The following is a 23,948-nucleotide window of genomic DNA, read 5'->3' as shown; positions in this document are numbered from 1 at the left end:
AGGAGGCTGAATGCTGTGACGTTCAAATTCACAGCGGCAGCCTCCTTTTTGATTTTTACGAAAAAGGAGCGGAGAGAAAATGGTCATATTAACGGGAAATACATTGACGATAGAGGAAGTCAAACGCGTTCTTTATCATGGCGAACTCGTCATTGCCTCAGAAGAAAGCATGAAAGCGGTGGAACGAAGCCGGAAAGCAGTCGAGGACATCGTCGCGAAACAGCAAATCGTTTATGGCATTAATACCGGGTTCGGAAAGTTTAGCGATGTGCTGATTGACGCCAATGACGTCGAACAGCTGCAAGTTAATTTAATTCATTCGCATGCGTGCGGAGTCGGCGAACCGTTTCCGGAAGAGGTGTCGCGGGCGATGCTTTTGTTGCGGGCGAATGCCTTATTAAAAGGGTATTCGGGGGTTCGGCCGATCGTTATTGAACGGCTGCTCGATTTAATTAACGCGCGCATTCATCCCGTCATTCCACAGCAAGGGTCGCTCGGAGCCAGCGGGGACTTGGCGCCGCTTGCCCATTTAGCCCTTGTGTTAGTAGGGGAGGGGGAGGTATTTTATTACGGCAAGCGAATGCCGGCGTTGGAAGCGATGTCAAAAGAAGGAATTGCGCCAATTGCGCTGAAAGCAAAAGAGGGGCTGGCGTTGATTAATGGAACGCAGGCGATGACGGCGATGGGAGTAGTGGCTTATATCGAAGCGGAGAAGCTGGCGTATGAAAGTGAACTGATTGCGGCGATGACGATGGAAGGGCTGCGCGGCATTATTGATGCGTTGGATGAGCGGATTCATGTGGCCCGCGGATTTCCACAGCAAATCGATGTCGCTATGCGCATCCGCGGCTATTTGGCCGGCAGCCAGCTGACGACGAAACAAGGGGAATTGCGCGTGCAAGATGCGTATTCGCTCCGCTGCATTCCGCAAGTGCACGGGGCATCGTGGCAGGCGCTCGATTACGTTAAAGAAAAACTGGAAATCGAGATCAATGCGGCCACCGATAATCCGCTTATTTTTGACGATGGCGCCGCTGTTATTTCAGGCGGAAACTTTCATGGACAACCGATTGCCTTGGCGATGGATTTTATGAAAATCGCCGTAGCGGAATTGGCCAACATATCAGAGCGGCGCATTGAGAGGCTTGTCAACCCGCAATTAAATGATTTACCGCCGTTTTTAAGCCCGCAGCCGGGCTTGCAGTCGGGGGCGATGATCATGCAGTATGTAGCGGCATCGCTCGTATCGGAAAACAAAACGCTCGCCCATCCGGCCAGCGTCGATTCGATTCCATCGTCGGCCAACCAAGAAGATCATGTCAGCATGGGGACGATTGCAGCGCGCCACGCTTATGCGATTGTGCAAAATGCAAGGCGGGTGCTGGCGATTGAACTGATTTGCGCATTGCAGGCGGTCGAGTACCGCGGCGTAGAAAAAATGGCGGCAAAAACGCGGCAGTTTTACGAAGAAGCGCGCAACATCCTGCCGCCGATTATCCATGACCGTGTATTTTCCCGCGACATCGAAGTGATAGCACAATGGCTTAAGCAGATGGATGAGACGTTTTGGCGGAAAGCAAGCCAATATTCGTAAAAAGAGAAATCGCTTTGGTACCGCAAGCTTGCTAGGTTTACTGGCAGCTTGCTTTTTATTTAAAGGAAACACCGGCAAGTTGATGACTAGAAATATTTACGGTAAGATGAAAGAAAGACAAGCTATGAGTGATTGGAAGATTAATAGCGGCGAAAAAAGAGAAGAGGTGTGCTTATTTGACAATTTCTTCAGAGGCGTTGTTGGCATTATTGAAAATCATTGCGATTGATATCATTTTATCCGGCGACAATGCCGTGGTTATTGCGATGGCGACCCGCAAGCTGCCGAAGCATCAGCAAAACAAAGCGATTTTTTGGGGAACAGGCGGCGCCGTTCTCTTGCGTATTTTATTTGCCGCTGTCATTGTCTTTTTGCTAGAAATACCGTTCGTTCATTTGGCAGGCGGGCTATTGCTTCTATGGATTGCCTATAAAGTGCTGGTTGAACGGGAGGAAGAAGCGCATATTCAGTCATCAGACCGCTTGTTGAAAGCGATTATGACGATTATCGTTGCCGATGCGGTAATGAGTTTGGATAATGTTGTGGCGGTAGCGGGAGCGTCAGAAGGACATATCGGCATGATCGCCTTCGGTGTGGCCATCAGCATTCCGATTATGATTTTCGGCTCAAAAGCCATTATGAAGGTGATGGAAAAATATCGCTGGATTGCCTATGCCGGATCGGGAATTTTAGCATGGACGGGCGGAAAAATGATGATGGAAGATGAGGGATTTATGCGTCTTCTTCATCTTCAGGAGGGACCGCTCACTTACGCGATTACCGTAGGATTAACCATTTTCGTATTAGCTGCCGGATATGTGACGAATAAAAAGGCGGAAAGCAAGGAAGGAACGATGGCTTAAGAAAAGGAAATTTTCTTTCTCTTTCTGCGGATGGGAGGGAGAGAAGCAAAACAATGAAGCTCGACCATATTTTAGTGACTGGAAGGTTGTATGCGGAAATGGCGCCATTGTTGCAACAAAAGCGACCGGATAAAAACTTCCGCTTTGTCGCGGAAGAAGCGATTTGCCGTGATGATTTTTTTTGGGCTGATGTGTATGTGGGCTTTCGGCCGGTTCCTTCCTTTGAATTTGGCAACATTCGCTGGGTTCACTCACTTGGTGCCGGGGTCGATGCGTTTTTATGGAACCGGGAGTGGAAAGAAGATGTGGTTCTAACAAGGACGATCGGCACATTTGGCGAACAAATTAGTGAATATTGCCTTAGCTATATGCTTCGGGATTTACAATGCCATGATGTATATGGATGGTATCAATCCCAGCGGCAATGGAAGCCGGTCGCGCCAACGTTGCTGCGGACGCAATGCGTCGTCATTTATGGAACAGGCGAGATTGGACAGCAGATTGCCCGTCACCTGCGTCTGTTTGGCATCGCGCCAATCGGTGTTTCATTAAGCGGACGGCAAAAGCCGCATTTTTCCAAAGTGTTTTCTGTCACGCAGGCGGAAGAGGTGCTGCCAAAAGCAGATTGGATTATTGCCGCACTTCCGCTGACAAAACAAACGTATCATCTGTTTGACGAAAGGTTTTTTTCTCTTTTAAATAACGTTTGCTTCATCAATGTCGGCAGAGGGGCAACCGTAGATGAAATGGCGTTATGGAGCGCATTGGAGACCCGTCATATTCGTCTTGCTGTTTTAGACGTGGTAGAAGAGGAGCCATTACCGGCGGAGTCACCGTTATGGCAGCATCCAAACGTTATCATTACGCCGCATATCGCCGCGCTGACATCGGCGGAGGAAGCGGTGGACTGCTTTTTGCAAACGCTGCGGCGAATCGAGAATAATGAGCCGCTTTTCAACCGAGTAGATATCGAAAAAGGGTACTAAAAACGGGCGTGTCCATTTTGCGACATGCCCGTTTTTTATTAACGATCGGTAACGACCACATAAGTCGCTTTCATTGGACCGTGAACTCCGACGACTAAATTCATCTCAATATCGGCCGAGTTGCTTGGGCCGGTAATAAAGTTAACACACGAAGGAACGAGCTGCCCTTTTTCGATTTGTTCATGAATGTAAGCAGCGGCTTGGGTCATGCGCGGCACAACGGTGCTTTTAGCGATGATCGAGATATATGTTTTCGGCAAAAAGCTGACGGTGCGCCCTTTTCCATTTCCGCTGAACAGCACGACCGTTCCTGATTCAGCCAGCGTAATGTCGCTAAACGTAATGCCGACGTTCGCTTTTTCGGCAAAATCGATATTTTTTCTACCTAGCGCAGCGTTCCAAACGTGAACCTCCACGCTTTCGTTAGGCCATTCACGGCGCAGCAAGTCGGTTAATCCATATTCGTCAAAGCGCGGATCGTCCCATGTGACAACCGGACCGCCCCCGTATTGGACAACGACTTGCTTCACTGTTTCCGCTAGCGTGTCGCATGTCGTTTCTACATATTGGGTGTGAATGAGTGCGCATTGTTCTTTTAACACCGCCAATAAATCGTCTTGGCTGTAGCCTTCAAACACTTTCCATTGCGGCTGGTGCTTCCAATGTGGGCGGGATACCCCTGATACGCGGCGCTGCCGCCCGAGCCGGTCGGCAATCGTTTGTAAAAAAGCTTCGCGGTTATAAATTGCTCCGGTCTTCATTGCTTATACCTCCTTTTTGATGTTCGCGGAACCAGTCGCGGAATCGTTCTTTATTCGGCGCCGGAAATTCACGGCTTTCCGTCCACGCCTTCAGCGGGCCAGGACCTTTAGAAATGCGGTCATCGCTCGTAAATGGTGCCAAGGCGCTTGGCGCGACCTTCGAGCCGAATTGATAGAGAAACGGTGAAGAGGTTCCTAACCGAAATGCTTTCATCGCCAGCCGTTCTGCCACCGGCGCTTTTCCTTCCCGCTCGACAATGACTTGGCGGTGCTTTAACAGCAATTCATGAAGCGGAATTTTAATCGGGCAAACTTCCGTACAGGCTGCGCAAAGGGAGGAGGCGTACGGCAGCTCTTTATAATCGTCATATCCGCCTAGCAACGGTGACAGGACAGCGCCGATCGGTCCAGAATAAATCGAGCCGTAGGAATGTCCGCCAATGTGGCGGTACACAGGACAGACGTTGACACAAGCTGCGCAGCGGATACATTGCAATATGGACTGAAATTCTGTGCCAAGGATGGTGGATCGGCCATTATCAACAATCACAAGATGAAATTCTTCCGGGCCGTCGACGTCTCCTTCATCGCGCGGGCCAGTTAATACGGTAACATAGCTCGTTAGTTTTTGCCCGACAGCGCTGCGTGTCAACATGCTGACGAGCACTTCCATTTCCTCAAATGTTGGCACGATGCGTTCCATCCCCATGACGGTAATCTGTGTTTTTGGCAGCGACGTCACTAAATCCGCATTTCCTTCATTCGTCACCAGCGTAATCGATCCGGATTCCGCAATGGCAAAATTGCAGCCGGTAATGCCGATATCGGCGGTGAGGTATTCGCGGCGCAGCACTTCCCGTGCATGAAGCGCCAGCTCCTCCGGTTTTTCCGATTTTTGATAGCCAAGTTTGCGGCGGAAAACGTCGCGAATTTGCTCTTTATTTTTATGGAGGGCAGGACCAACGATGTGCGAAGGAGGATCATGGTCATCAATTTGCAAAATGTACTCGCCAAGGTCTGTTTCAATCACTTCACAGCCGATTGCTTCTAACACAGGGTTTAAGTTAATTTCCTCCGTTACCATCGATTTCGATTTCACGATTTTTTTTGCCTTTTTTTGCATGGCAACATTGCGGATGTAATTGTTCGCCTCTTCCGCCGTTTTTGCGAAAAAGACGTGGCCCCCGCGTTTGGCAACGTTTTCACTTAACTGCATTAAATAATAATCTAAATTTTCTAGGGTATGCTGGCGAATTTCCTCGCCGAGAGAGCGCCATTCTTCCCAGTTGCCAAGCTCTTTCGTAACCCCGATCCGTCTTTCGTACCCACGGTCCTGCATACTGGCTACCGCACCGCGCATAAATTGGTTATGTAGGTTCGTTTCTACTCGCTCCCAGAACGGTTGATTTCCTATTTTCATTGGCATATCAGAATCCCTCCTTTTAACGACTGTTTAACACTTCGGCAATGTGCATGACTTTAATCGGTTTTCCTTGCCGCTCGATGCGTCCGCCGATATTCATTAAACATCCGCAATCGGCTCCGATCAGATAATCGGCTTGTGTCTCTTCAATATGTTCAATTTTTTCGTCCACCATCTGTTCGGAAATCGGCCCCATTTTTACGGAAAAGGTTCCGCCAAATCCGCAGCATTGGTGGGCATTTGGCAATGGAACAAGTTCCAGTCCTTTTACGTTTTTTAATAACCGGAAAGGCGCTTCTTTCACGCCAAGCAGCCTTGTCATATGGCATGACGTATGGTAAACGGCGCGTCCTTCGAGCTTGGCACCGACATCTTCTACCTTCAGCACGTCAACAAGAAATTGTGTTAGTTCATACGTTTTCGCAGCCAACGCTTTCGCTTTTGATTCCCATTCCGGATCACCGTGGAAAATGTGAGGGTATTCCTTAAACATGGATGCGCACGAGCCGGAAGGAGTGACTACGTAGTCGGCGTGGGCAAACGTGCGGATCATATGCTTCATCGCTTCTTTTGCCTCTTTGGCATAACCGCTGTTGTAGGCAGGTTGCCCGCAGCATGTCTGCGCTTCTGGAAACTCGACTTCGCAGCCTAGCCGTTCCAACAGCTCTACCGTTGCTTTTCCCGCGTTCGTATAGAACAAATCGACAAGACAGGTGACGAACAAGGAAACTTTCATGGTAAATCTCCTTCCACATATAATAGTAATAGGATGAAGTGAACAGGTCATCAGATGACTTTGTATGTATTTATTATATACTATTTTCAGAGAATAGAAGTAGATTTTGACGCAATTTTTGTAAAATAAAAAAAAGCACTCAGTTGTTTCGCTGAGTACTTATATATTGATGAAGCACGTTTTCTACGTTAGTCAGATGCTGAAGCATCCGTTCCTGGGCGGCTTCCGCGTTTCCTTCTTTAATCGCTTCAAAAATTTCGGTATGGTCGTGCAGAAGCTTTTCCGTTGTCGTCTGCTTCGAAAACAGCCAAATTCGCCGCGTTTCCCGCATCGCTTCGACCATCATTTCCGATACGCTGTTCATTAAGCTGACTAAAATTGGATTATGGGAAGCGGCGGCAACGGCCATATGAAAAGCAAGATCCGCTTTTTCGCCAAGTTCGTCGTTACCGATGCCTTCTTTCATGTCGCGAAGCGCTTGTTCCATCGCAATCAGATCGTGATCCGTCCGTTTTTGTGCCGCTAAAGAGGAGGCGCCGGCTTCAAGAAGCTTGCGCACTTCAAGCAAGTGCCAAATATCCTCTTTGTTCATCAGCACGGCCATGGAAAGCGGGAACGTGAGCATCGTCGGGTCAAATTCGCGCACGTACGTGCCTTCTCCTTGCTTTAATTCGATCAATCCCATCGCTTTTAACGCGGTCAGCGCCTCGCGAATGGCAGCCCGTCCTACTTGGAACTTTTCGGCAAGCTGTTGGACAGAGTCCAATTTATCTCCAGGTTTTAGTGCACCTTTTTTGATCATATCAAAAATCGCTTCCGCTACTTCCTCATAAATCTTTTTTGTTTTAATGCGCTTAAAATTCAATGCATTCACCTCGATACCGCAAAACTCAATATTTTGCCTTCTTATCTATAGACTTGCGGGCACATCTTTTTGTTGGAATGTAAAAGAATTCCCATTGTTTTATATATTATACATCCAATACAAAGGAAACAAGTAATTTTCTTTGTCCTAGGAAATTTTGGAAAGTAAATGAAAATTTAAAAAAATTAAAAAACACCTATTGTGTTTTCTGGAAATCATCTCTATAATTTTATTATCCGGTCATCTGATGACTGAGGATGAACTTCATTATAGGGATGGGAGAATAGCTTCATTACATTTACACAAAGGGGGAGGATTGTTTATGCAGTGGAAGCAGGATTTTACGCCCATCGCAGACCATCTTTGGCTGTCAGCCATCGTGGCACTCATTCCAATTTTATATTTTTTCTGGGCACTCGCTATCAAGCGAATGAAAGGGTATGTTGCTGGGGTTACAACATTGCTTCTTGCTTTGCTAATTTCTGTAATCGCTTACAGAATGCCGGCGGGAATGGCCGTCATGTCGATGACACAAGGGGCGGTTTACGGGCTGTTGCCGATTGGTTGGATTATTATTACTTCTGTCTTTTTGTATAAACTGACCGTTAAAACCGGTCATTTTGACATTATTCGCAATTCGGTGACATCGATTACAGAAGACCGCCGCTTACAGGCATTATTGATTGCGTTCTCATTTGGAGCATTTTTGGAAGGGGCTGCTGGATTCGGAGCGCCAGTAGCGATTTCCGCAGCATTGCTCGTTGGGCTGGGATTTAATCCGTTATATGCGGCGGGAATCTGTTTAATTGCTAATACCGCTCCGGTTGCGTTCGGTGCTATCGGAATCCCGATTATCTCGATGGAAGGACCGACGGGCATTCCAGCAATGGAAATTTCAAAAATGGTAGGGCGGCAATTGCCTTTTCTATCCATATTTATTCCATTCTATCTTGTGCTTATTATGGCAGGATGGAAAAAAACAATGGAAGTATTGCCGGCGATCATTGTGTCGGGGGTTTCTTTTGCGATTACCCAATACTTTAGCTCGAACTTCCTAGGTCCTGAACTCCCTGATATTTTATCCGCTTTAGTGTCGATGTTTGCGTTAGCTGTTTTTTTGAAATTTTGGAAACCAGCAAGCACGTATCGTTTTTCAACGGAATCGGAAGTGGCAGCGACTGCTCAGGCCAAAGCGGTTTCCTACACAGGTGGGCAAGTGTTTAAAGCTTGGTCTCCGTTTCTAGTGCTAACGGCATTTATTTCTCTATGGGGGATACCACAAGTAAAAGCAGCGTTGACAGGGCATTATGAGGGAACAAACGGATTGTTAAAGTTAATCAATACGATTGGCTACCATCTGACATTTATGCCGGAAGTGCCGGGATTGAACAATAAAATTATCAATGCGAGCGGTCAGCCGATTGCGGCAGTATATAAATTAGAATTGCTTGGCGCGGCCGGTACGGCGATTTTGTTCGCGGCATTCGTAACGAAATTTATTGTCAACATGTCTTGGAAAGACTGGGGACGTACATTTATCGAAACGTTGGATGAATTAAAGTTCCCAATTATAACAATCGCTTCGGTAGTCGGCTTTGCTTATGTCACCAACGCTTCCGGTATGAGCACGACGCTCGGTATGGCGTTGGCGAAAACAGATGCCTTGTTCCCGTTCTTCTCGCCATTTTTAGGGTGGCTCGGCGTGTTTATTACTGGTTCCGATACGTCTTCGAACTTGTTGTTTGGCAACTTGCAAAAGATAACGGCGACATCCATCGGCATGGATCCGGTTTTAGCGCTGGCGGCAAACTCTTCCGGCGGGGTTGTCGGGAAAATGATCTCGCCGCAGTCCATTGCAGTTGCATGTGCGGCAGTAGGTCTGGCCGGAAAAGAGTCCGATTTATTCCGGTTTACCGTGAAGCATAGCATTTTCTTAATTATTTTGATTGGCATTCTTGTATTCTTGCAGTCTAATATTTTATCATGGATGATACCATAACGTGTTTAGATGGGGAGGGACGGTGCTTAGCGGACAACATGAAGAGTGCGCTAGGCGCTGTCCTTTTTCCGTACCCATGATGAAATCGACATGTTGCGAAGCGGAAAAGGAAAAAGGTAGATGAAAGGGTGAGAAACTTGATTTCCAACGAGGTAAAACAGCAATTGATCCGCATTGTTGGGGCGGAAAATTACGATGATTCCAAAGCAGGGAGACTCGTATATTCCTATGATGCCACCCCGCAATTTCAATCGCTGCCTGATGCGGTGATTGCACCAAGAAATACGGAGGAAGTTTCGCAAATTGTGAAAATTTGCAATGAGCACCGCATTCCAATTGTTCCGCGCGGGTCGGGGACGAACCTTTGCGCGGGCACGTGTCCGGTCGAAGGCGGAATTGTTCTTGTGTTCAAGCATATGAACAAAATTTTAGAGATTGACGAAGAAAATTTAACAGTTACCGTCCAGCCTGGAGTGATTACGCTCGATTTAATCCATGCGGTCGAGGCGAAGGGCTTATTTTACCCGCCGGATCCGAGTTCGATGAAAATTTCGACGATTGGCGGAAACATTAATGAAAATTCAGGAGGCCTACGCGGGCTAAAATACGGGGTTACCCGCGATTATGTAATGGGGCTTGAAGTGGTGCTCGCCAACGGAGACATCATTCGCACTGGCGGTAAATTGGCCAAAGACGTAGCTGGATATGATTTAACCCGTCTGTTCGTCGGTTCGGAAGGGACGCTTGGTGTTATTACGGAAGCAACATTGAAGCTGATTCCAATGCCGGAAACGAAGAAAACGATGCTTGCGCTATATGAAGATCTTGAGGCGGCGGCCCGCTCGGTTTCGAAAATTATCGCCAACAAAATTATTCCAACTACCCTTGAATTTCTCGATCAACCGACATTGGAAGTAGTAGAAGCATACGCGCAAATCGGCCTGCCAACCGATGTTAAAGCGGTCCTGTTAATTGAACAGGACGGGCCGAAGGAAGTGGTGGAGCGCGATATAAAAAAAATGGCGGAAATTTGCAAAAATGAACAAGCCGTTTCTGTACAGCTCGCCCGCTCCGAAGAAGAGGCTGAGGCACTGCGCACGGCACGACGCACAGCCCTGTCTGCGCTCGCCCGCCTCAAACCGACCACCATTTTGGAAGATGCGACTGTGCCGCGTTCCGAGATTGCGAACATGGTAAAAGCGATTAATGAAATCGCGGAAAAATACAATGTGAAAATATGTACTTTTGGCCATGCCGGAGACGGCAATTTGCATCCGACATGTCCGACAGATGCGCGTGACCGTGATGAGATGGAGAGGGTCGAAAAAGCGTTTGAGGAAATTTTCGCGAAAGCGATCGAACTTGGCGGAACGATTACCGGCGAGCATGGAGTCGGAGCGATGAAAGCGCCGTATTTAGAATGGAAGCTTGGCGAAGCGGGCATTGCCGCGATGAAGGCCATTAAGCAGGCGCTCGATCCAAATAATATTATGAACCCGGGCAAAGTATTCGCAAAAAGCACAAGAAAACGGGTGGTGGTGACACGATGATGACGGAAAAAGAACGGACGATCATCCAGAAGCAGTTTCAGGAGCGGATGGATGAAGACGAGCTGATGAACTGTATGCGCTGCGGGTTTTGCCTGCCGACATGTCCGACGTACATTGAGTCGGGGTTTCAGGAATCCCACTCCCCAAGAGGACGCATCGCTCTCATGAAAGCGGTCGTCGACGGACTGATTGAGCCGGATGAAGATGTCGAGCGCTCGTTAAATATGTGTTTAGGCTGCCGGGCATGTGAGCCGGTCTGTCCTTCCGGAGTCCGTTACGGACATTTGCTTGAGGAAGCGCGCGACATTATTCAGCAGCATAAAAAACAATCTTTTCCAGTCCGCGTTGTTCGCAAGTTTGTATTTGATGAGCTGTTTCCACATCCGGAGCGGATGCGGATGGTGACGGGGCTGATCGGTTTTTACCAGCGTTCCGGTCTGCAGTCGTTCGTGCGGAAAACAGGCCTGTTAAACATCTTGCCTTCTTCGCTAAGGCAAATGGAAAAAGTGCTGCCGCATGTGCCGACGCTAAAAGAGATGAAAGAGCGACCGCATCATCTTACACCGGAAGGGACAATCAAACGGCGTGTTGCCTTTTTCGCGGGCTGCTTAATGGACACGATGTTTATGTCAACGAATGACGCGACGATGCGCTTATTGCAGTTAGCCGGATGTGAAGTGATCATCCCGCCGGCGCAAACATGCTGCGGCGCACTGCATGGGCATGGCGGGGAAAAGCAAAAAGCAAAAGAGCTGGCAAAACGAAACATTGAAGCGTTTGAACGGTTAGAAGTCGATTATATTGTGACCAATGCTGGTGGCTGTGGTGCTTTCTTAATGGAATACGACCATTTGCTGAAAGACGAGGCGGAGTGGAGAGAACGGGCGAAAGCTTTTGTGGCGAAAATAAAAGATATTTCCGAAGTGCTCGTTGAATTGGATTTTCAGCAAAAACGGCTGAAAGTCCAACCGCAAATCGTGACGTATCAAGATTCCTGCCATTTGCGCAACGTCATGAAAACTTCTGCAGCGCCAAGAAAGCTGCTCCGCGCGATTGAAGGGGTGGAATTTCGCGAGATGAAAGATGCGGATCGCTGTTGCGGGTCGGCGGGCATTTATAATATCGTCGAGCCGGAAATGTCGATGCAGATTCTCGATTACAAAATGGAAATGGCGAAACAGACAAAGGCGACCACGATTGTGACGGCCAACCCTGGCTGTCTTTTGCAAATGCAGCTTGGCATTGAGCGGACGGGACTTGCCGATCGCGTTCGCGCCGTCCATATTGTTGATTTTCTTCTCGAAGCGGCCAAAGGAATTCAGGCGTCTGAACAGGAAGAACCCATTCGTAAAACGTCATAATCGCAGAAGGAAAGAGTGGACAAGCCTTGTCTAAAGTGAAAACCCCGCGTTACATCAGTATGCGGGGTTTCTCCATCAAAGTGTTTATGGAGTCGCGCTGATCATCTTTGGTACGGCCTGGAGGGCCTTTCCGGTACCGATCGCTACCGCTTCAACCGGATTAGGAGCAGTGTAAACCGGAACGTGCAGCACGGAACTGAGCCAATGCTCGATTCCGTGAAGAAGGGCGACGCCGCCGGTTAACACAATGCCGTGGTCAATAATATCGCCGCTTAGTTCTGCCGGGCACTCTTCCAGTACCGTATGGATGGCGCCAAGAATTTCGGAAAGAGATTCTTCGATGGCTTTTTGCACTTCTGTAGAACTCAACGTCACCGCTTTTAAAAAACCGGTCACCAAGTCGCGACCATGAATAACCATGGTTCGTTCTTCATGGATGCCAGGAGCATGGCCAATTTCTATTTTAATTTGTTCCGCTGTCTGCTCGCCGATTAATAAGTTATAATGTTGCCTTACATATTGAATAATATCATCATCTAGCTGATTACCGCCGACACGAAGCGACTGGCAGGCAACGACTCCGCCAAACGAAATAATTGCCGCTTCCGTCTTGCCAGCGCCTAGATTGACGACGACATTGGCCACCGGCTCATCGACCGGCAAGTCAGCGCCAATCGCCGCGGCAACCGGTTCTTCAATTAAGTGTACTTGTTTCGCACCACAATGCTTGGCGATTTCATAAAAAGAACGGCGTTCTACGGAAGTAGCGTGAAATGGGACGCTGATGACGACATTTGGCTTTTTGACCGAAAAACCGATGCGTTTGCTGGCAAGCTTCAACACTTGTTTAAGCATCGTTGCCGCTTTGTCAAAATCAGCAATCACCCCATTTTTTAATGGATAAGTCGTTTCGACATGATTTGGGGTTTTACCGATCATCACTTTTGCCTCGTTGCCAATCGCCAGCACTTCATTCGTTTGAATATCATAGGCAATCACTGCCGGTTCGTTAAAAATAATGCCTTTATTTTTACTATATAGCAGTATATTCATCGTTCCTAAATCAATCCCAATTTCCGAAGAAGCAAACATGCCTAACACCTGCCTTTATACAAGAATGGATTTACCGAAAGCGTAAAGAGCAGTTTGAGCTAGATAAGCAGTTCCATTCATACATATATAACTTTCGATCTCATTGTTTCTTTTATGACGATAAAATGCGAAAAAGAGAAAAATATGTCGGCAGGTAATATATGGCTAAGAGGAAAATTCCCAACGGATAGAAGAAAAAAAATTTTTTTCCATGTATAAAATAAGAAAAAAGGGGAAATGAATAGTAGCGTAAAGTTTTCCAAGTATTCCCCCGATCCCCTATGAATATATAGAAGCCCTCCTATATCGGGAGGGCAACTTTTTTGTAACATAAAAACTCTCTACACATTAAGCGCACTTGCTTAACATGCCAGAGAGTTTTCGTTTCCTTATAACCGTTTTGCTCCGACATATTTTGATTTCCAATAAGAGTTATTTAGATTATCAATTTTTACTCCTTTTGATACAGCGTGAATAATTTGGTTATTTCCTATGTAGATTGCTACATGGGAAACGCCACTTTTGCCTTTGGAGGTATTAAAGAATACTAAGTCGCCAGCCTTTAATCCTGATTTATGTACCGCTTTCCCTTTTTGATACATCAGTTTAGAAGAACGAGGCAAAGTTATTCCAACTTTTTTATGTGTATAATATACAAACCCGGAACAATCAAACCCTTTTGGTGTAGTGCCGCCATATCGATATGGAGTGCCAATCAGTTTTTTCGCTTCAGCAATCAGCAAGTTTGTATTCCCTGCAGCTTCGGTGTTGGAAGTGTTTACAAATAAAGAGGAAAAAAGAACTAAAACCGATAGTGAAACTAATGCGATAAATTTTTTCATTTTCCCTAAACCCCCGACAACAAATTTTCCGATTCGACTTAATCTGACTCTAGTATAGCAAAGGAAAGCCCTCTTTTTTTTTACAGTTGAATTAAATAATGTTACAGCAAAATTACAAATATATAGGCTAGTCCTAATTTCTCGTATAATGTTTTGGTATTAGTAAAAGAAAAGAATTTTACCATATAATTCATTCAAATAAATGTACATACGCTTTGTCGAAAGAATAGGAATGAGGTGGGGAAGAATGGCCAAAATAATCTTTTCTATAATGTTCATCAAGAAGTCGAATCAATAGATGATTTATGTCGAAAGAAATCGAATATATTTTATGGATAAGTTTTCTCGTGTCTGTGAAGGGATGTATTTGCTGGCGATATATGTCCATTAGAACAGAAATCATTGGAAAAATATAAACGAGAATTAGCGTTTGAAATATTCAAAATTTTGCTGGAGATTATCGTCTAGGGCATAATATTAGTGTAAAGGTGCTCGCCGAAGGGATAGAGACGGAAACGGAAGCGGCCTAGTTAACATGTCCACCGAGAAGTCTCCCATCTCTTAACGGAGTGTAGGTGGGAGAGGTTCATGAGATAAACGTTGCGATGAAGCGCAAGGGCATTATTTTGTACCGCCGCGGCCGTATGAAGCGTTTCTCATCTTTCTGCGCAGTCAGCACCGGAACGAATTGCATATACAGGAGATGAAATGATGGACATTTTTTGGAGAATAGCGGAAGATAAAATTCGCGAAGCGATGAAAAACGGAGAATTTGACAATCTTCCTGGCTTTGGAAAACCGCTTGAACTGGAGGATTTATCCCATATTCCCGAAGACTTGCGAATCGGTTATTTGATGTTAAAAAACGCTGGTTATGTCCATGAGGAAGTCGAGTTAAAAAAAGAGTTGATGACGTTGGAAGATTTGCTGCGCTGCTGTGAAGATGAAGAGGAAAAAGAGAAATTGAAGAAGAAGCTAAATGAGAAATTGTTGCGCTGGAATGCGCTCATGAAAAAGCGCAATAAAACAAATTCCCAAGCATTGCGCGACTACCAGCGGCGAATTGATGAGAAATTCCGATAATCAATGGAGGAGCTTGCTGTGAAAAGCAGCAAGCTCTTTTTTATATGAAAGGAATATGGAATTTTGGGAAAAATAGGGGTGGAGTTGGTGAATGACATTCCTGCTCTGATGGGAGCAAAAGAAGTGGTGCGTTTCCGATGAACAAAAATTTGTCGTCGTATTAGCAGATGGAACTTTTCAACGGCTAATACCAAAATGGTATGAGCAATAACAAACGAAAAAAGGAGAGTGTGAGTCAGATGAAAAAAACATGGATTGCTTTCCTAACTGTTTTGATGCTGACCATTCCAGCAGGAGCGCTGGCAGCTAATCGTGATTCCAGCTCATCGCAACAAGGGAGTATTGTCGAAGCTAACCATGCTATGGAACATTCATTTGCCGGACATATGTTCAAGCACGGAGAGCTCGATGAACAAAAATGGATGGAAATAGTTAAACAATATACGCCAGACCAAGCCGATGAATGGAAAAAAGTTCTGAATGAGCGCAAACAATTACGGGCAAAACTGCAAGATGAACAAGTGAAAAAAGCATTGAAAGCAAAATGCAAAGAGATGAAGAAAAAGCGAGAGCAAGCGCTCGATCGATTGATTGACCGCTTGGCCAACAAAGAAATAACGAAAGAACAATTTAAGCAAGAGTTGAAGCAATTACATAAACGGAAAAAGTGGATGTCCAAAGAAGAAAAGCAAAAACTACGCGAGCTTCATGAAAAAACGTATAAAGCGATGAAAGAAAACGATAAAAAGGCAATGACCATGTTATTGCCGCAATGGCTCGAGCATATGGAACAAGAAAATAAACGGTTGGCAAAATGGATTCAAGAAGCGATGCAAAGATAATATAATGAAGAAAAAGGCCGTGGGTTTCTACACGGCCGTTTTTTGTAAAGGGGAAAATGCTATGGGATATCCAATTATGCTGAATGTCGCAAATCAAAGCGTTGTCGTCGTCGGCGGAGGGAAGGTGGCGGAACGGAAAATTCACGGCTTGCTGGAAGCAAAGGCAAAAATTACGGTCGTAGCTCCCACGATTACAACGGGGATTGAACAGTTAGTAGCAGATAAAAAACTGATTTGGCGTCAAAAAACGTTTTCTCCTGACGATTTGGAAGAAGCATGGGTTGTCGTTGCCGCAACGAACGATCGAGACGTGAACGAAGCGGTGGCGAAGGCGGCGAAGCCTTATCAGCTTATCAACATTGCCGATGACCCGGAACGGTCTAATTTTCATGTTCCTGCGGTCGTAAGGCGCGGCAGATTGACGATTGCGATTTCGACAGGCGGCGCAAGCCCGACCGTCGCCCAGCAAATTCGCCGCCAGCTCGAGGAACTGTACGATGATGACTACGGACGGTATATCGATTTTCTTTACCAATGCCGGCAATGGATTTTACGAAATGTGCACGATGAACGAAAAAGGAAAGAGTTATTTAAAGCAATTGCTGATGAATCATTTCGAAAGAGGGGGAATTGGGAGGAGGAGTTTGAACAACTGCTGGAGAATGCTATGGAAAGAGGAAATTAGGTGAAAGGAAGAGTGGGATGACAATACCAATTTATGTCGTAGATGCGTTTACGAATGAGCGGTTCAGCGGAAACCCAGCTGCTGTTTGTCTTCTTTCTGCTTCAATGCCAGAAGAATGGATGCAAAAGGTAGCGGCGGAAATGAATTTATCAGAGACGGCGTTTCTGTCCCCGTATAAAAATGGATATTTGCTGCGTTGGTTTACTCCGAATGCAGAAGTGGATTTATGCGGTCATGCGACATTAGCAAGTGCACATATATTGTGGGAACTCGGGAAGGTCCATCCCGATGAGATGATTTCGTTTTATACGAAAAGCGGCATTTTGACAGCTCGCAAAGATGGTGAGTGGATACAGATGGATTTTCCAAGTGAGCCGCCGAAACCGCTTGCTGCTTATCCGGATGAACTAATCGAAGCGCTTGGAGTGGAACCGCTATTTGTGGGAAGAAATCGGTTTGACTACCTCATTGAAATAAAGTCAGAACAACAACTGCGTGAATTGCAGCCGAACTTCACCTTATTGCGGCAAGTCAAAACGCGCGGGGTTATTGTCACAAGCCGGTCCTCAACGGAGGAATTTGATTTTCTTTCCCGCTGCTTTTTCCCTGCGATTGGCGTTTCGGAGGATCCAGTCACCGGTTCGGCGCATTGCTGCTTGGGTCCTTACTGGGAGACGAAATTAGGAAAATCATTGCTTATCGCTTATCAGGCGTCGAAAAGAGGAGGAGTAGTCAAAGTAGAAGTAAATAATGATAGAGTAGGACTGTCTGGACAAGCAGTAACCGTATGGAAAGGTGAATTAATAGACTGATAGAAGTATGGAACAAGCAACTTTCCCGCTATGGAGAAAGTTGCTCATTGTTTCAATCATCCCATTTATACGTCCAAAACCGTTCGGTCTTCAGCCATTCTAACACGTCGCCGCCGCGTTTTTTCGCCGCTTTCATCAATCCTTCCGTTTGTGAGCGGTGCGCTTGGATGGCAGCAAGTTTTTTGTCGATGACCGAACTGACATCGCGAATGACATCTGGCTTGCCCAAGTCTTGCTCACAGTTTTTCGCGAACGCGACGCAGTGAACGGTCGGACGCTTGTCTTTTGGCAGGCGCTTGAGAGCGCGAATGACGGCAGCGCCGCATGCGTCATGATCCGGATGGACGCTGTAGCCAGGGTAAAACGTAATGACGAGCGATGGGTTTGTTTCGGCGATAATTTCGCCGATGTGGTCAGCGAGCAATTCTTCATCTTCAAATTCCACCGTTTTATCGCGGTAACCGAGCAGTCGCAAGTCATGAATGCCAATCACTTTACATGCTTCTTCCAATTCTTTTTTGCGGATCAGCGGCAGTGTTTCACGGTTCGCAAACGGCGGCACCCCCATGTTTCGCCCCATTTCGCCAAGCGTTAAGCAGGCATAGGTGACGGGTGTCCCGTTTTCGACGTGCTGTGCCAACGTCCCCGACACCCCAAACGCTTCATCGTCAGGGTGAGGAAATACGACGAGTACGTGTTTTTCTTTCATGATTCATCCCTCCCTCATGCGTTAAAACGGCTCTTGGCTTAGCTGCAGGGCAACCGCTAATCTTCCTTCGTAATCATGGCCGGCTAATAGCAGCTGGCCTTTTTCGGTTATTTCCCAATGGGTTAATCCTTCCGCATACACCCAGCCGAAGTCAAGTTTTAAGCCAACACGGTACGGTCCGTTTCCGACGATTTTCCCGCGGCTGAAACGAATAAGACCGTTGCGAATATAGGCGCCAGCGGAAAAGAAACCTTCATTGTGATGAGAAGCGTACGCACCGTTCGTTGTTTCTAAATGTATGTATACGTCTTGATTGGCGAAAAAGCTGATGGCTGCTTGTACTTCGCGAACGTCAATGGGCTGCAAGCAAATCTCCTCCCTAGTCATTCATTTTTTACTATTTTACATGAAACAAGCGAAAGAGCGGAAATATTTCGTTCTACAAAATTTTTTATTATAATAAAAAAGAACACACATCCAAGACTCATCAATAGAGAAATATGCACCAATATAAAAAAGAGGTGGTATTGGTGAGTTTTCAAGGCAATGGTGTAACGTTTTTAAACTTTGATTATACGTATGCTTCTCAAAAGCAACTGTTTCGCTTTCCGCATGAATGGATCGATTTTACCGATTTAGCACATACAAACTTGTATTGCGAGCCCGAATCTTTGCACGAGATTGAGAGACGTATACGTCTTCGTAAACAAAAAGGAGCGGTATTCATCGGAAACGGAAACTATCATTATGTTTCTTATTTGCTTATTCAAGAAATAAAAGAGCCGTTTACTCTCGTTTTATTTGACCATCATACAGATGTTGGAACTGGAGATGATCCCGTTATTTCCTGCGGCTCATGGGTATCGTATGCGCTGAATCACCCTTATTTAAAAAAGGTGATTATGATTGGTCCAAAACCTTCACAACAACATCTTCGTCTATCTCCTAATATTACTGTCTTCTCGCTCGATCGTTACAATATTTCTCCAAGTATGCTTTTTTCCGTTATTTCTACACATAGTGTCTATATTAGCATCGATAAAGATGCGCTTCGTCGCGATGATGCGGTAACAAACTGGGATCAAGGGACGATGCCGCTATCGTTTTTGCTTGATTGTCTGCGTCATCTACTACTCTATAAAAAGGTTATCGGTGTGGATGTATGCGGTGAATATCCGCAAGCTTCCATTGATGTATTCAACCCGGTTTGCCGGGAAGCCAATCGAAAAAATGAGCATGCTAACCGCTTGATTATCGAAACGTGTTTTCACTATGCATCTACGCACCCGCTTCCGGCGTAATAGGAAAAAGGGGCTGTCTTTATTGGCAGCCCTTTAATACATAATGCGAAATTGTTTTTCTTTTGGATTTACCGCTACTTCCTGCACTGACATCTTTGTTACTTTGGCAAACATGGTTCCTTCACGGATCGTGTCTATAAATAGCTGAATCGCTTCTTCATTTCCTTGCACTTCCATTTCCACTGTGCCATCGTCGTTATTTCTGACCCAGCCGGTGAGCTGCCGCTTTAGCGCCTCATACTGAGTAAAATAACGGAATCCGACGCCTTGAACACGTCCGTGAACGATGAGATGAAACCGCTTCATCTATTCTCTCTCCTTGCCAGCTGTTTTTCTATTCCCATCATACAATAGACAAGGGATTTTGTATACGTAGCCGGGGAGAAGAAAAAGGGGCCTAGGTGAAGATTAGGCTCCCTTCGCGGCGTGCAATAGTGTTTCGATGTTTTCTTTGACCAGCTGTTGCAAAAAAGGATGGTATCCTAAATAGTTGCATAAAATCCATTGCTGATGTGGCGGCTGAAAAGAGCGCAGTTTTCGTTCAATCGTTTTCATTAATACGCCAGTAAATAATAAATAAGGAACGACGAAAATTTTCTTGTAGGAAGAACGGCTTGCTTCATATAAGCCGTCTTCCAATGCTGGCCGGATGGCGGCTAAAAAGCAGACATCTACAAGCGGGACGTTTGTTTTTGCTTGCAGCAGCTTTGCGATCGCGGTGATATCGCGCTTTGTATCCGGATCGCTGCTACCTCTTCCAATGAGGAGAATCATTGATTTGCCGTCTAACGGTACTCCTTGTTCATAGATTCGGTCGATAACGACGTCAATCATCGTTTCATGGACGCCGAACGGCTTCCCATATACGATTTCCACATGGGGATGACGCTGTTTCGCTTGGCGGATTGCTTCCGGGATATCGTGTTTAGCGTGTCCAGCCGATAATAGCAGGAGTGGGAGAACAACGATGCGGGTTGCTCCTTTTTGCACGCAAATATTAATTCCGGTGATGATATCTGGTTCGGCAAGTTCAACAAAGCAAAGTTCCTGAATGGGGACGTCGATGTTTGCCTTGCACCGTTCTACAAAGGCACTCGCTTCCGCGCGAGCTTTTGCGACGCGGCTGCCGTGACAGACGTACAATATCGCTTGCATACTCCACCACGTCATAAGGCGACCGTCTGTTGTTTTTGCAGCAGTTGTTCAAACCATTGAAGGTTTGCCCGCAGTTTCACGACATCCCCAATAATGATCATGCTTGGATTTTCGATTTTTTCTTTTGCGACGACATTGGCAATCGTCGCTAAAGTAGCCGTTACCGTCCGCTGGTCTACAGTGGTTCCCCATTGAATAACGGCCACAGGAGTGGAAGGAGATTTTCCATATTTCATCAGCTGGTTGCAAATATACGGGAGATTGCTAATACCCATGTAAATGGCAAGCGTATCAATGCCTTTGGCAAGGTTTTCCCATTTGATTTCTTCTTCGCTTCCTTTCCGCTTATGGCCGGTGATGAAGGCGACGCTAGAGCTGAAATCGCGATGGGTGACCGGAATGCCGGCGTAAGCAGCGGCGGCGATTCCCGAAGTAATGCCAGGAACGATTTCAAACTCGATGCCATGCTTGACAAGTGCTTCCGCTTCTTCACCGCCGCGGCCGAACACAAACGGATCACCGCCTTTTAAACGGACGACCGTCTTTCCTTTTTTGGCGTGCCGAACGAGGAAATGATTAATCGTTTCTTGTTGCATCGTATGATAGCCCGGCAACTTGCCGCAAAAGATGAGCTCTGCATCCTTTTTCGCATAGGACAGCAGCTCCTCATTAATGAGGCGGTCGTATAAAATGACATCGGCTTGCTGGATGCATTTCAGTCCTTTGACGGTAATGAGTTCAGGGTCGCCGGGACCCGCGCCGACAAGGTATACTTTTCCCATCTTTATTTCAGCCCTTTCTCGTTTGCTTTTTTAGGAAGAATGGTGGGGTTCGCTATAGACAACGAACCCGCCGCCGCGACGAATCGGTTTTTTTTCATGTAGAGAGATATCCATATAATCAGGAACTTTTAAAAAATGTTTTTCTAATTCTACTTCAACAAGGCGAAATGCTTGTTCATCATCGGTGGCGGCGATGACGACATAGATGATCTCGCTTTTCGTTGTTACTTCAAATCGGTACAGAAACATGGCTTGTCACCTTTTATGCTACCGTGCTGACTTGCGCTAAAATGCGGTCTAGTTCTGTTTGTAGCGCTTCTATTCCGACGCGATCTAAGTAAGCTAAGAACGTTTCGCTCGGCAATTTTGTTTCCTTGAAATAGGTTAATAGCTGTAAAAGCACTTCGGAAATTCGTTCCGCATCTACTTTTCCTTTTAATTTTTGATTGTATTTGCCGCCGTTAAGCAACGTGCCGCCGACGTAAATTTCAAACGCTTCAATCATGCCTCTGTCTTTTGTTTTTGTTTTGATGCCTTGCAGGCCGATATCTCCAATTTGCCGTTGTCCGCATGAGTTAGGACAGCCAACCATATGAATCCGTACTGGAACGTCCAGTTCCAAACGTTCGTCTAAATATGCAGCGACGCGCCGCATCCGTTCTTTCGTCTCGACAAGAGCCAAATTGCAAAATTCAGTGCCGGTACAAGAAACAGAATAGCCGGTGAATGTTTTCGGACGGATAGAAATCCGTTCAAACACTTTTTCTTGTAACACCGCATCGACGTATTTATCTGGAATATTTGGAATAATTAAGTTTTGCGAATTGCATGTGCGGACTTCGCCGTTGCCGTATTGGCGAGCGATTCTCGCGATTTCGAATACTTCATCCGCGCTCAAGCGACCTACTGGCACATTAAAGCCGATGAAATTTAATCCTTCTTGTTTTTGGCGATGGACGCCGTAGAAGTAGCCAGGGTTCCAGCCTTTTTGTACGTCTTCTCCTTTCGATGGGAGAGGACCCGTAAGCTCAATTAATTTTTCTTTAAATTTATCGACGCCCCAGTCAGCGACAAGGAATTTGAGACGGGCGCGATGGCGTTTTTCGCGATAGCCGTAATCGCGGAAAATCGTTGTAATGGCGACCGCGACGTCTTTCACGCGATCTGGCGTCACGAATACATCTAACGTTTGGGCAAGGTGCGGTGCAGATGATAAACCGCCGCCGACTTTCACATGGAATCCGAGCACTTCTTTGCCGTCGATCACTTTTTTCGCCGGAGTAAAGGATAAGCAATGGATTTCCGCGTTAACCGTGTTGTAGACGTTGGCGCTGATTGACATTTTATATTTGCGTGGCAAGTTGGAGAAGTCTTCGTTATGTTGGAAAAACTCATATACTTCGCGAACGATGTCTCTTGTGTCAAACAGTTCGTCCGGGTCAATGCCGGCGAGCGGATTGCCAACGATGTTGCGAGTGATATCGCCGCAGGCGCCGGCGGTAGATAATCCAACTCGTTTTAAACGGTCAAAAATATCAGGAATTTGTTCGATTTGCAGCCAGTGGAACTGGACAGCTTGACGGGTTGTAATGTCAAACAAGCCGCGTCCGTAATCACGAGCGATGCCTGCTAACGTTTCGAGCTGCTCGTTATTTAAAATCCCAGAAGGAATGCAAACGCGCATCATAAAATAGCCGTCTTCTTTTGGACGCTGCAGGTAAAGCCCTGCCCATTTGAAAAGATCCCATTCTTCTTGCGGAATAGAAGAGAATCCGTGCTTTGCGTAATAAGGAATATCTTCAAAAATTTTTAGTCCATCTTTTTTAAGCTTTTTTAATTCCACTTTGTTTAAATTCGGGTTATTTGCCCATACTTTTTCGTATGCCATTTAAAATTCCCCCTTGATAAAATTTCGCGCGCGCAAGTAAGCAAGCACTTGATGGACGCATTCATCGATCGTGTAACGATGTGTTTCAATCGTTACTTCCGGAGAAACAGGAGCTTCATACGGAGAATCGATGCCGGTAAACTCGCGAATTTCTCCGTTTCTTGCTTTTTTATACAATCCTTTTGGATCACGTCTTTCACACTCTTCTAATGGGCATTTCACATAAATTTCGATAAACTCGTCTTTTTCTACTAAATGGCGGACAAGCTCACGATCTTGGGCAAAAGGAGAGATAAATGCGGTTAAGACGAATTGGCCGCTGTCGACAAACAGCTTTGCCACTTCGCCGATGCGGCGAATATTTTCTGTACGGTCTGCGGCGGAAAAGCCGAGATCCTTATTAAGCCCATGGCGGATGTTATCGCCGTCTAATACATAGTTTTGAATGCCAAGGTCAAATAACTTTTTTGACACGGCATTGGCGATCGTCGATTTACCGGAGCCGGAAAGCCCGGTAAACCATAAGATCGCGCTGTGATGCCCGTTGCGCTTGCGCCGGTCTTCTTTTGTAATCGCCGTTTGATGCCAAACGATGTTCGTGCTCAATCTTTCTCCTCCT

26 protein-coding genes and 1 pseudogene are annotated in these 23,948 nt (G+C 46.2%); 13 read left to right on the top strand and 14 right to left on the bottom strand.

The features are described from left to right. Positions 1-79 precede the first annotated feature (79 nt). The 4 genes from hutH to AC1WMD_RS15210 are packed head-to-tail and all read left to right on the top strand — an operon-like array spanning position 80 to position 3,443. A complete protein-coding gene (gene hutH / locus AC1WMD_RS15225; RefSeq protein WP_494257851.1) occupies positions 80-1,594 on the top strand; it encodes a histidine ammonia-lyase in 1,515 nt (504 codons plus the stop codon). Then, complete coding sequence (locus AC1WMD_RS15220) at positions 1,557-1,823, top strand: hypothetical protein (protein ID WP_144319565.1); 267 nt, start codon at positions 1,557-1,559, stop codon at positions 1,821-1,823. The genes hutH and AC1WMD_RS15220 overlap by 38 nt, the downstream gene beginning before the upstream one ends. Next, positions 1,771-2,457, top strand: a complete 687-nt coding sequence (locus AC1WMD_RS15215; RefSeq protein WP_043903506.1) for a TerC family protein — start codon at positions 1,771-1,773, stop codon at positions 2,455-2,457. Before AC1WMD_RS15220 ends, AC1WMD_RS15215 begins: the two co-directional genes overlap by 53 nt. Positions 2,458-2,510: 53 nt before the next feature. Further along, positions 2,511-3,443 carry a D-2-hydroxyacid dehydrogenase gene (locus AC1WMD_RS15210; protein ID WP_043903507.1) on the top strand — a complete coding sequence of 311 codons (933 nt, stop codon included), beginning with the start codon at positions 2,511-2,513 and terminating at the stop codon, positions 3,441-3,443. Positions 3,444-3,481: 38 nt separating this feature from the next. On the opposite strand, the gene AC1WMD_RS15205 is transcribed toward AC1WMD_RS15210, so the two are convergent. From AC1WMD_RS15205 to AC1WMD_RS15190, 4 genes are all read right to left on the bottom strand, one after another. Then, positions 3,482-4,204, bottom strand: coding sequence for a LutC/YkgG family protein (locus AC1WMD_RS15205; protein ID WP_494257850.1), 723 nt, complete (start codon positions 4,202-4,204; stop codon positions 3,482-3,484). Continuing rightward, positions 4,182-5,630, bottom strand: a complete 1,449-nt coding sequence (locus AC1WMD_RS15200; RefSeq protein WP_494257848.1) for a LutB/LldF family L-lactate oxidation iron-sulfur protein — start codon at positions 5,628-5,630, stop codon at positions 4,182-4,184. Before AC1WMD_RS15200 ends, AC1WMD_RS15205 begins: the two co-directional genes overlap by 23 nt. Positions 5,631-5,646: 16 nt before the next feature. After that, positions 5,647-6,363: a lactate utilization iron-sulfur protein LutA gene (gene lutA / locus AC1WMD_RS15195; RefSeq protein ID WP_494257846.1), complete on the bottom strand. Its 717-nt coding sequence runs from the start codon at positions 6,361-6,363 to the stop codon at positions 5,647-5,649. Positions 6,364-6,502: 139 nt separating this feature from the next. Then, entirely contained in the window at positions 6,503-7,228 is a 726-nt protein-coding gene (locus tag AC1WMD_RS15190; RefSeq protein WP_043903511.1) for a FadR/GntR family transcriptional regulator, read from the bottom strand. 322 nt (positions 7,229-7,550) lie between these two features. On the opposite strand from AC1WMD_RS15190, the gene AC1WMD_RS15185 reads away from it, so the two are divergent. The 3 genes from AC1WMD_RS15185 (at position 7,551) to AC1WMD_RS15175 (ending at position 12,138) form a co-directional block, all read left to right on the top strand. Continuing rightward, the gene (locus AC1WMD_RS15185) at positions 7,551-9,227 is read left to right on the top strand and encodes an L-lactate permease (RefSeq protein WP_494257844.1); all 1,677 of its coding nucleotides are present in this window, start codon (positions 7,551-7,553) and stop codon (positions 9,225-9,227) included. Between the two features lie 137 nt (positions 9,228-9,364). Continuing rightward, positions 9,365-10,777 carry a glycolate oxidase subunit GlcD gene (gene glcD / locus AC1WMD_RS15180; RefSeq protein WP_494257871.1) on the top strand — a complete coding sequence of 471 codons (1,413 nt, stop codon included), beginning with the start codon at positions 9,365-9,367 and terminating at the stop codon, positions 10,775-10,777. Then, positions 10,774-12,138, top strand: a complete 1,365-nt coding sequence (locus AC1WMD_RS15175; RefSeq protein ID WP_494257842.1) for a (Fe-S)-binding protein — start codon at positions 10,774-10,776, stop codon at positions 12,136-12,138. Before glcD ends, AC1WMD_RS15175 begins: the two co-directional genes overlap by 4 nt. 84 nt (positions 12,139-12,222) lie before the next feature. Here AC1WMD_RS15175 and mreBH read toward each other — a convergent pair whose 3' ends face one another. Then, positions 12,223-13,230 (bottom strand): rod-share determining protein MreBH, encoded by a 1,008-nt coding sequence (gene mreBH / locus AC1WMD_RS15170; protein WP_043903514.1) that lies wholly within the window; start codon positions 13,228-13,230, stop codon positions 12,223-12,225. A gap of 389 nt (positions 13,231-13,619) precedes the next feature. Further along, positions 13,620-14,072 (bottom strand): C40 family peptidase, encoded by a 453-nt coding sequence (locus AC1WMD_RS15165; RefSeq protein ID WP_494257840.1) that lies wholly within the window; start codon positions 14,070-14,072, stop codon positions 13,620-13,622. Positions 14,073-14,533: 461 nt separating this feature from the next. Here AC1WMD_RS15165 and AC1WMD_RS15160 point away from each other — a divergent pair. The 5 genes and pseudogenes from AC1WMD_RS15160 to AC1WMD_RS15140 all read left to right on the top strand — a co-directional run. After that, a pseudogene (locus AC1WMD_RS15160) lies at positions 14,534-14,784 on the top strand (hypothetical protein); the annotation flags it as partial. Then, a complete protein-coding gene (locus AC1WMD_RS15155; protein WP_494257870.1) occupies positions 14,784-15,155 on the top strand; it encodes a DnaJ family domain-containing protein in 372 nt (123 codons plus the stop codon). The pseudogene AC1WMD_RS15160 and the gene AC1WMD_RS15155, both read left to right, overlap by 1 nt. 239 nt (positions 15,156-15,394) lie before the next feature. Continuing rightward, on the top strand, positions 15,395-15,997 hold the full coding sequence (locus AC1WMD_RS15150; protein ID WP_494257839.1) for a hypothetical protein: 603 nt from the start codon (positions 15,395-15,397) through the stop codon (positions 15,995-15,997). Between the two features lie 61 nt (positions 15,998-16,058). Next, positions 16,059-16,682: an NAD(P)-binding protein gene (locus tag AC1WMD_RS15145; RefSeq protein WP_494257838.1), complete on the top strand. Its 624-nt coding sequence runs from the start codon at positions 16,059-16,061 to the stop codon at positions 16,680-16,682. A 17-nt stretch (positions 16,683-16,699) separates the two neighbouring features. Further along, entirely contained in the window at positions 16,700-17,494 is a 795-nt protein-coding gene (locus AC1WMD_RS15140) for a PhzF family protein (protein ID WP_043903519.1), read from the top strand. Positions 17,495-17,546: 52 nt separating this feature from the next. On the opposite strand, the gene bshB2 is transcribed toward AC1WMD_RS15140, so the two are convergent. Next, the gene (bshB2, locus tag AC1WMD_RS15135; protein ID WP_494257837.1) at positions 17,547-18,203 is read right to left on the bottom strand and encodes a bacillithiol biosynthesis deacetylase BshB2; all 657 of its coding nucleotides are present in this window, start codon (positions 18,201-18,203) and stop codon (positions 17,547-17,549) included. Between the two features lie 21 nt (positions 18,204-18,224). Continuing rightward, positions 18,225-18,569 (bottom strand): YojF family protein, encoded by a 345-nt coding sequence (locus AC1WMD_RS15130; protein ID WP_043903521.1) that lies wholly within the window; start codon positions 18,567-18,569, stop codon positions 18,225-18,227. Positions 18,570-18,733: 164 nt separating this feature from the next. Between AC1WMD_RS15130 and AC1WMD_RS15125 the strand changes: the two genes are divergently transcribed. After that, on the top strand, positions 18,734-19,504 hold the full coding sequence (locus tag AC1WMD_RS15125; protein ID WP_043903522.1) for an arginase family protein: 771 nt from the start codon (positions 18,734-18,736) through the stop codon (positions 19,502-19,504). Between the two features lie 33 nt (positions 19,505-19,537). Here AC1WMD_RS15125 and AC1WMD_RS15120 read toward each other — a convergent pair whose 3' ends face one another. From AC1WMD_RS15120 to cysC, 6 genes are all read right to left on the bottom strand, one after another. Then, on the bottom strand, positions 19,538-19,810 hold the full coding sequence (locus tag AC1WMD_RS15120) for an acylphosphatase (protein ID WP_494257836.1): 273 nt from the start codon (positions 19,808-19,810) through the stop codon (positions 19,538-19,540). Positions 19,811-19,912: 102 nt separating this feature from the next. Continuing rightward, positions 19,913-20,659: a sirohydrochlorin chelatase gene (locus tag AC1WMD_RS15115; protein WP_043903524.1), complete on the bottom strand. Its 747-nt coding sequence runs from the start codon at positions 20,657-20,659 to the stop codon at positions 19,913-19,915. An 11-nt stretch (positions 20,660-20,670) separates the two neighbouring features. Further along, entirely contained in the window at positions 20,671-21,441 is a 771-nt protein-coding gene (cobA, locus tag AC1WMD_RS15110) for a uroporphyrinogen-III C-methyltransferase (protein ID WP_043903525.1), read from the bottom strand. A gap of 30 nt (positions 21,442-21,471) precedes the next feature. Further along, the gene (locus AC1WMD_RS15105; protein WP_043903526.1) at positions 21,472-21,690 is read right to left on the bottom strand and encodes a DUF3906 family protein; all 219 of its coding nucleotides are present in this window, start codon (positions 21,688-21,690) and stop codon (positions 21,472-21,474) included. Positions 21,691-21,703: 13 nt separating this feature from the next. Further along, on the bottom strand, positions 21,704-23,329 hold the full coding sequence (locus AC1WMD_RS15100) for a nitrite/sulfite reductase (RefSeq protein WP_494257835.1): 1,626 nt from the start codon (positions 23,327-23,329) through the stop codon (positions 21,704-21,706). Then, the gene (cysC, locus tag AC1WMD_RS15095) at positions 23,330-23,935 is read right to left on the bottom strand and encodes an adenylyl-sulfate kinase (RefSeq protein ID WP_043903528.1); all 606 of its coding nucleotides are present in this window, start codon (positions 23,933-23,935) and stop codon (positions 23,330-23,332) included. Positions 23,936-23,948: the final 13 nt, after the last annotated feature.

It is taken from the genome of Parageobacillus sp. NEAU-HV-2, assembly GCF_059115485.1.
Note: the sequence above shows the minus strand (reverse complement) of the source record. Positions and strands in the feature narration are given on the sequence as shown.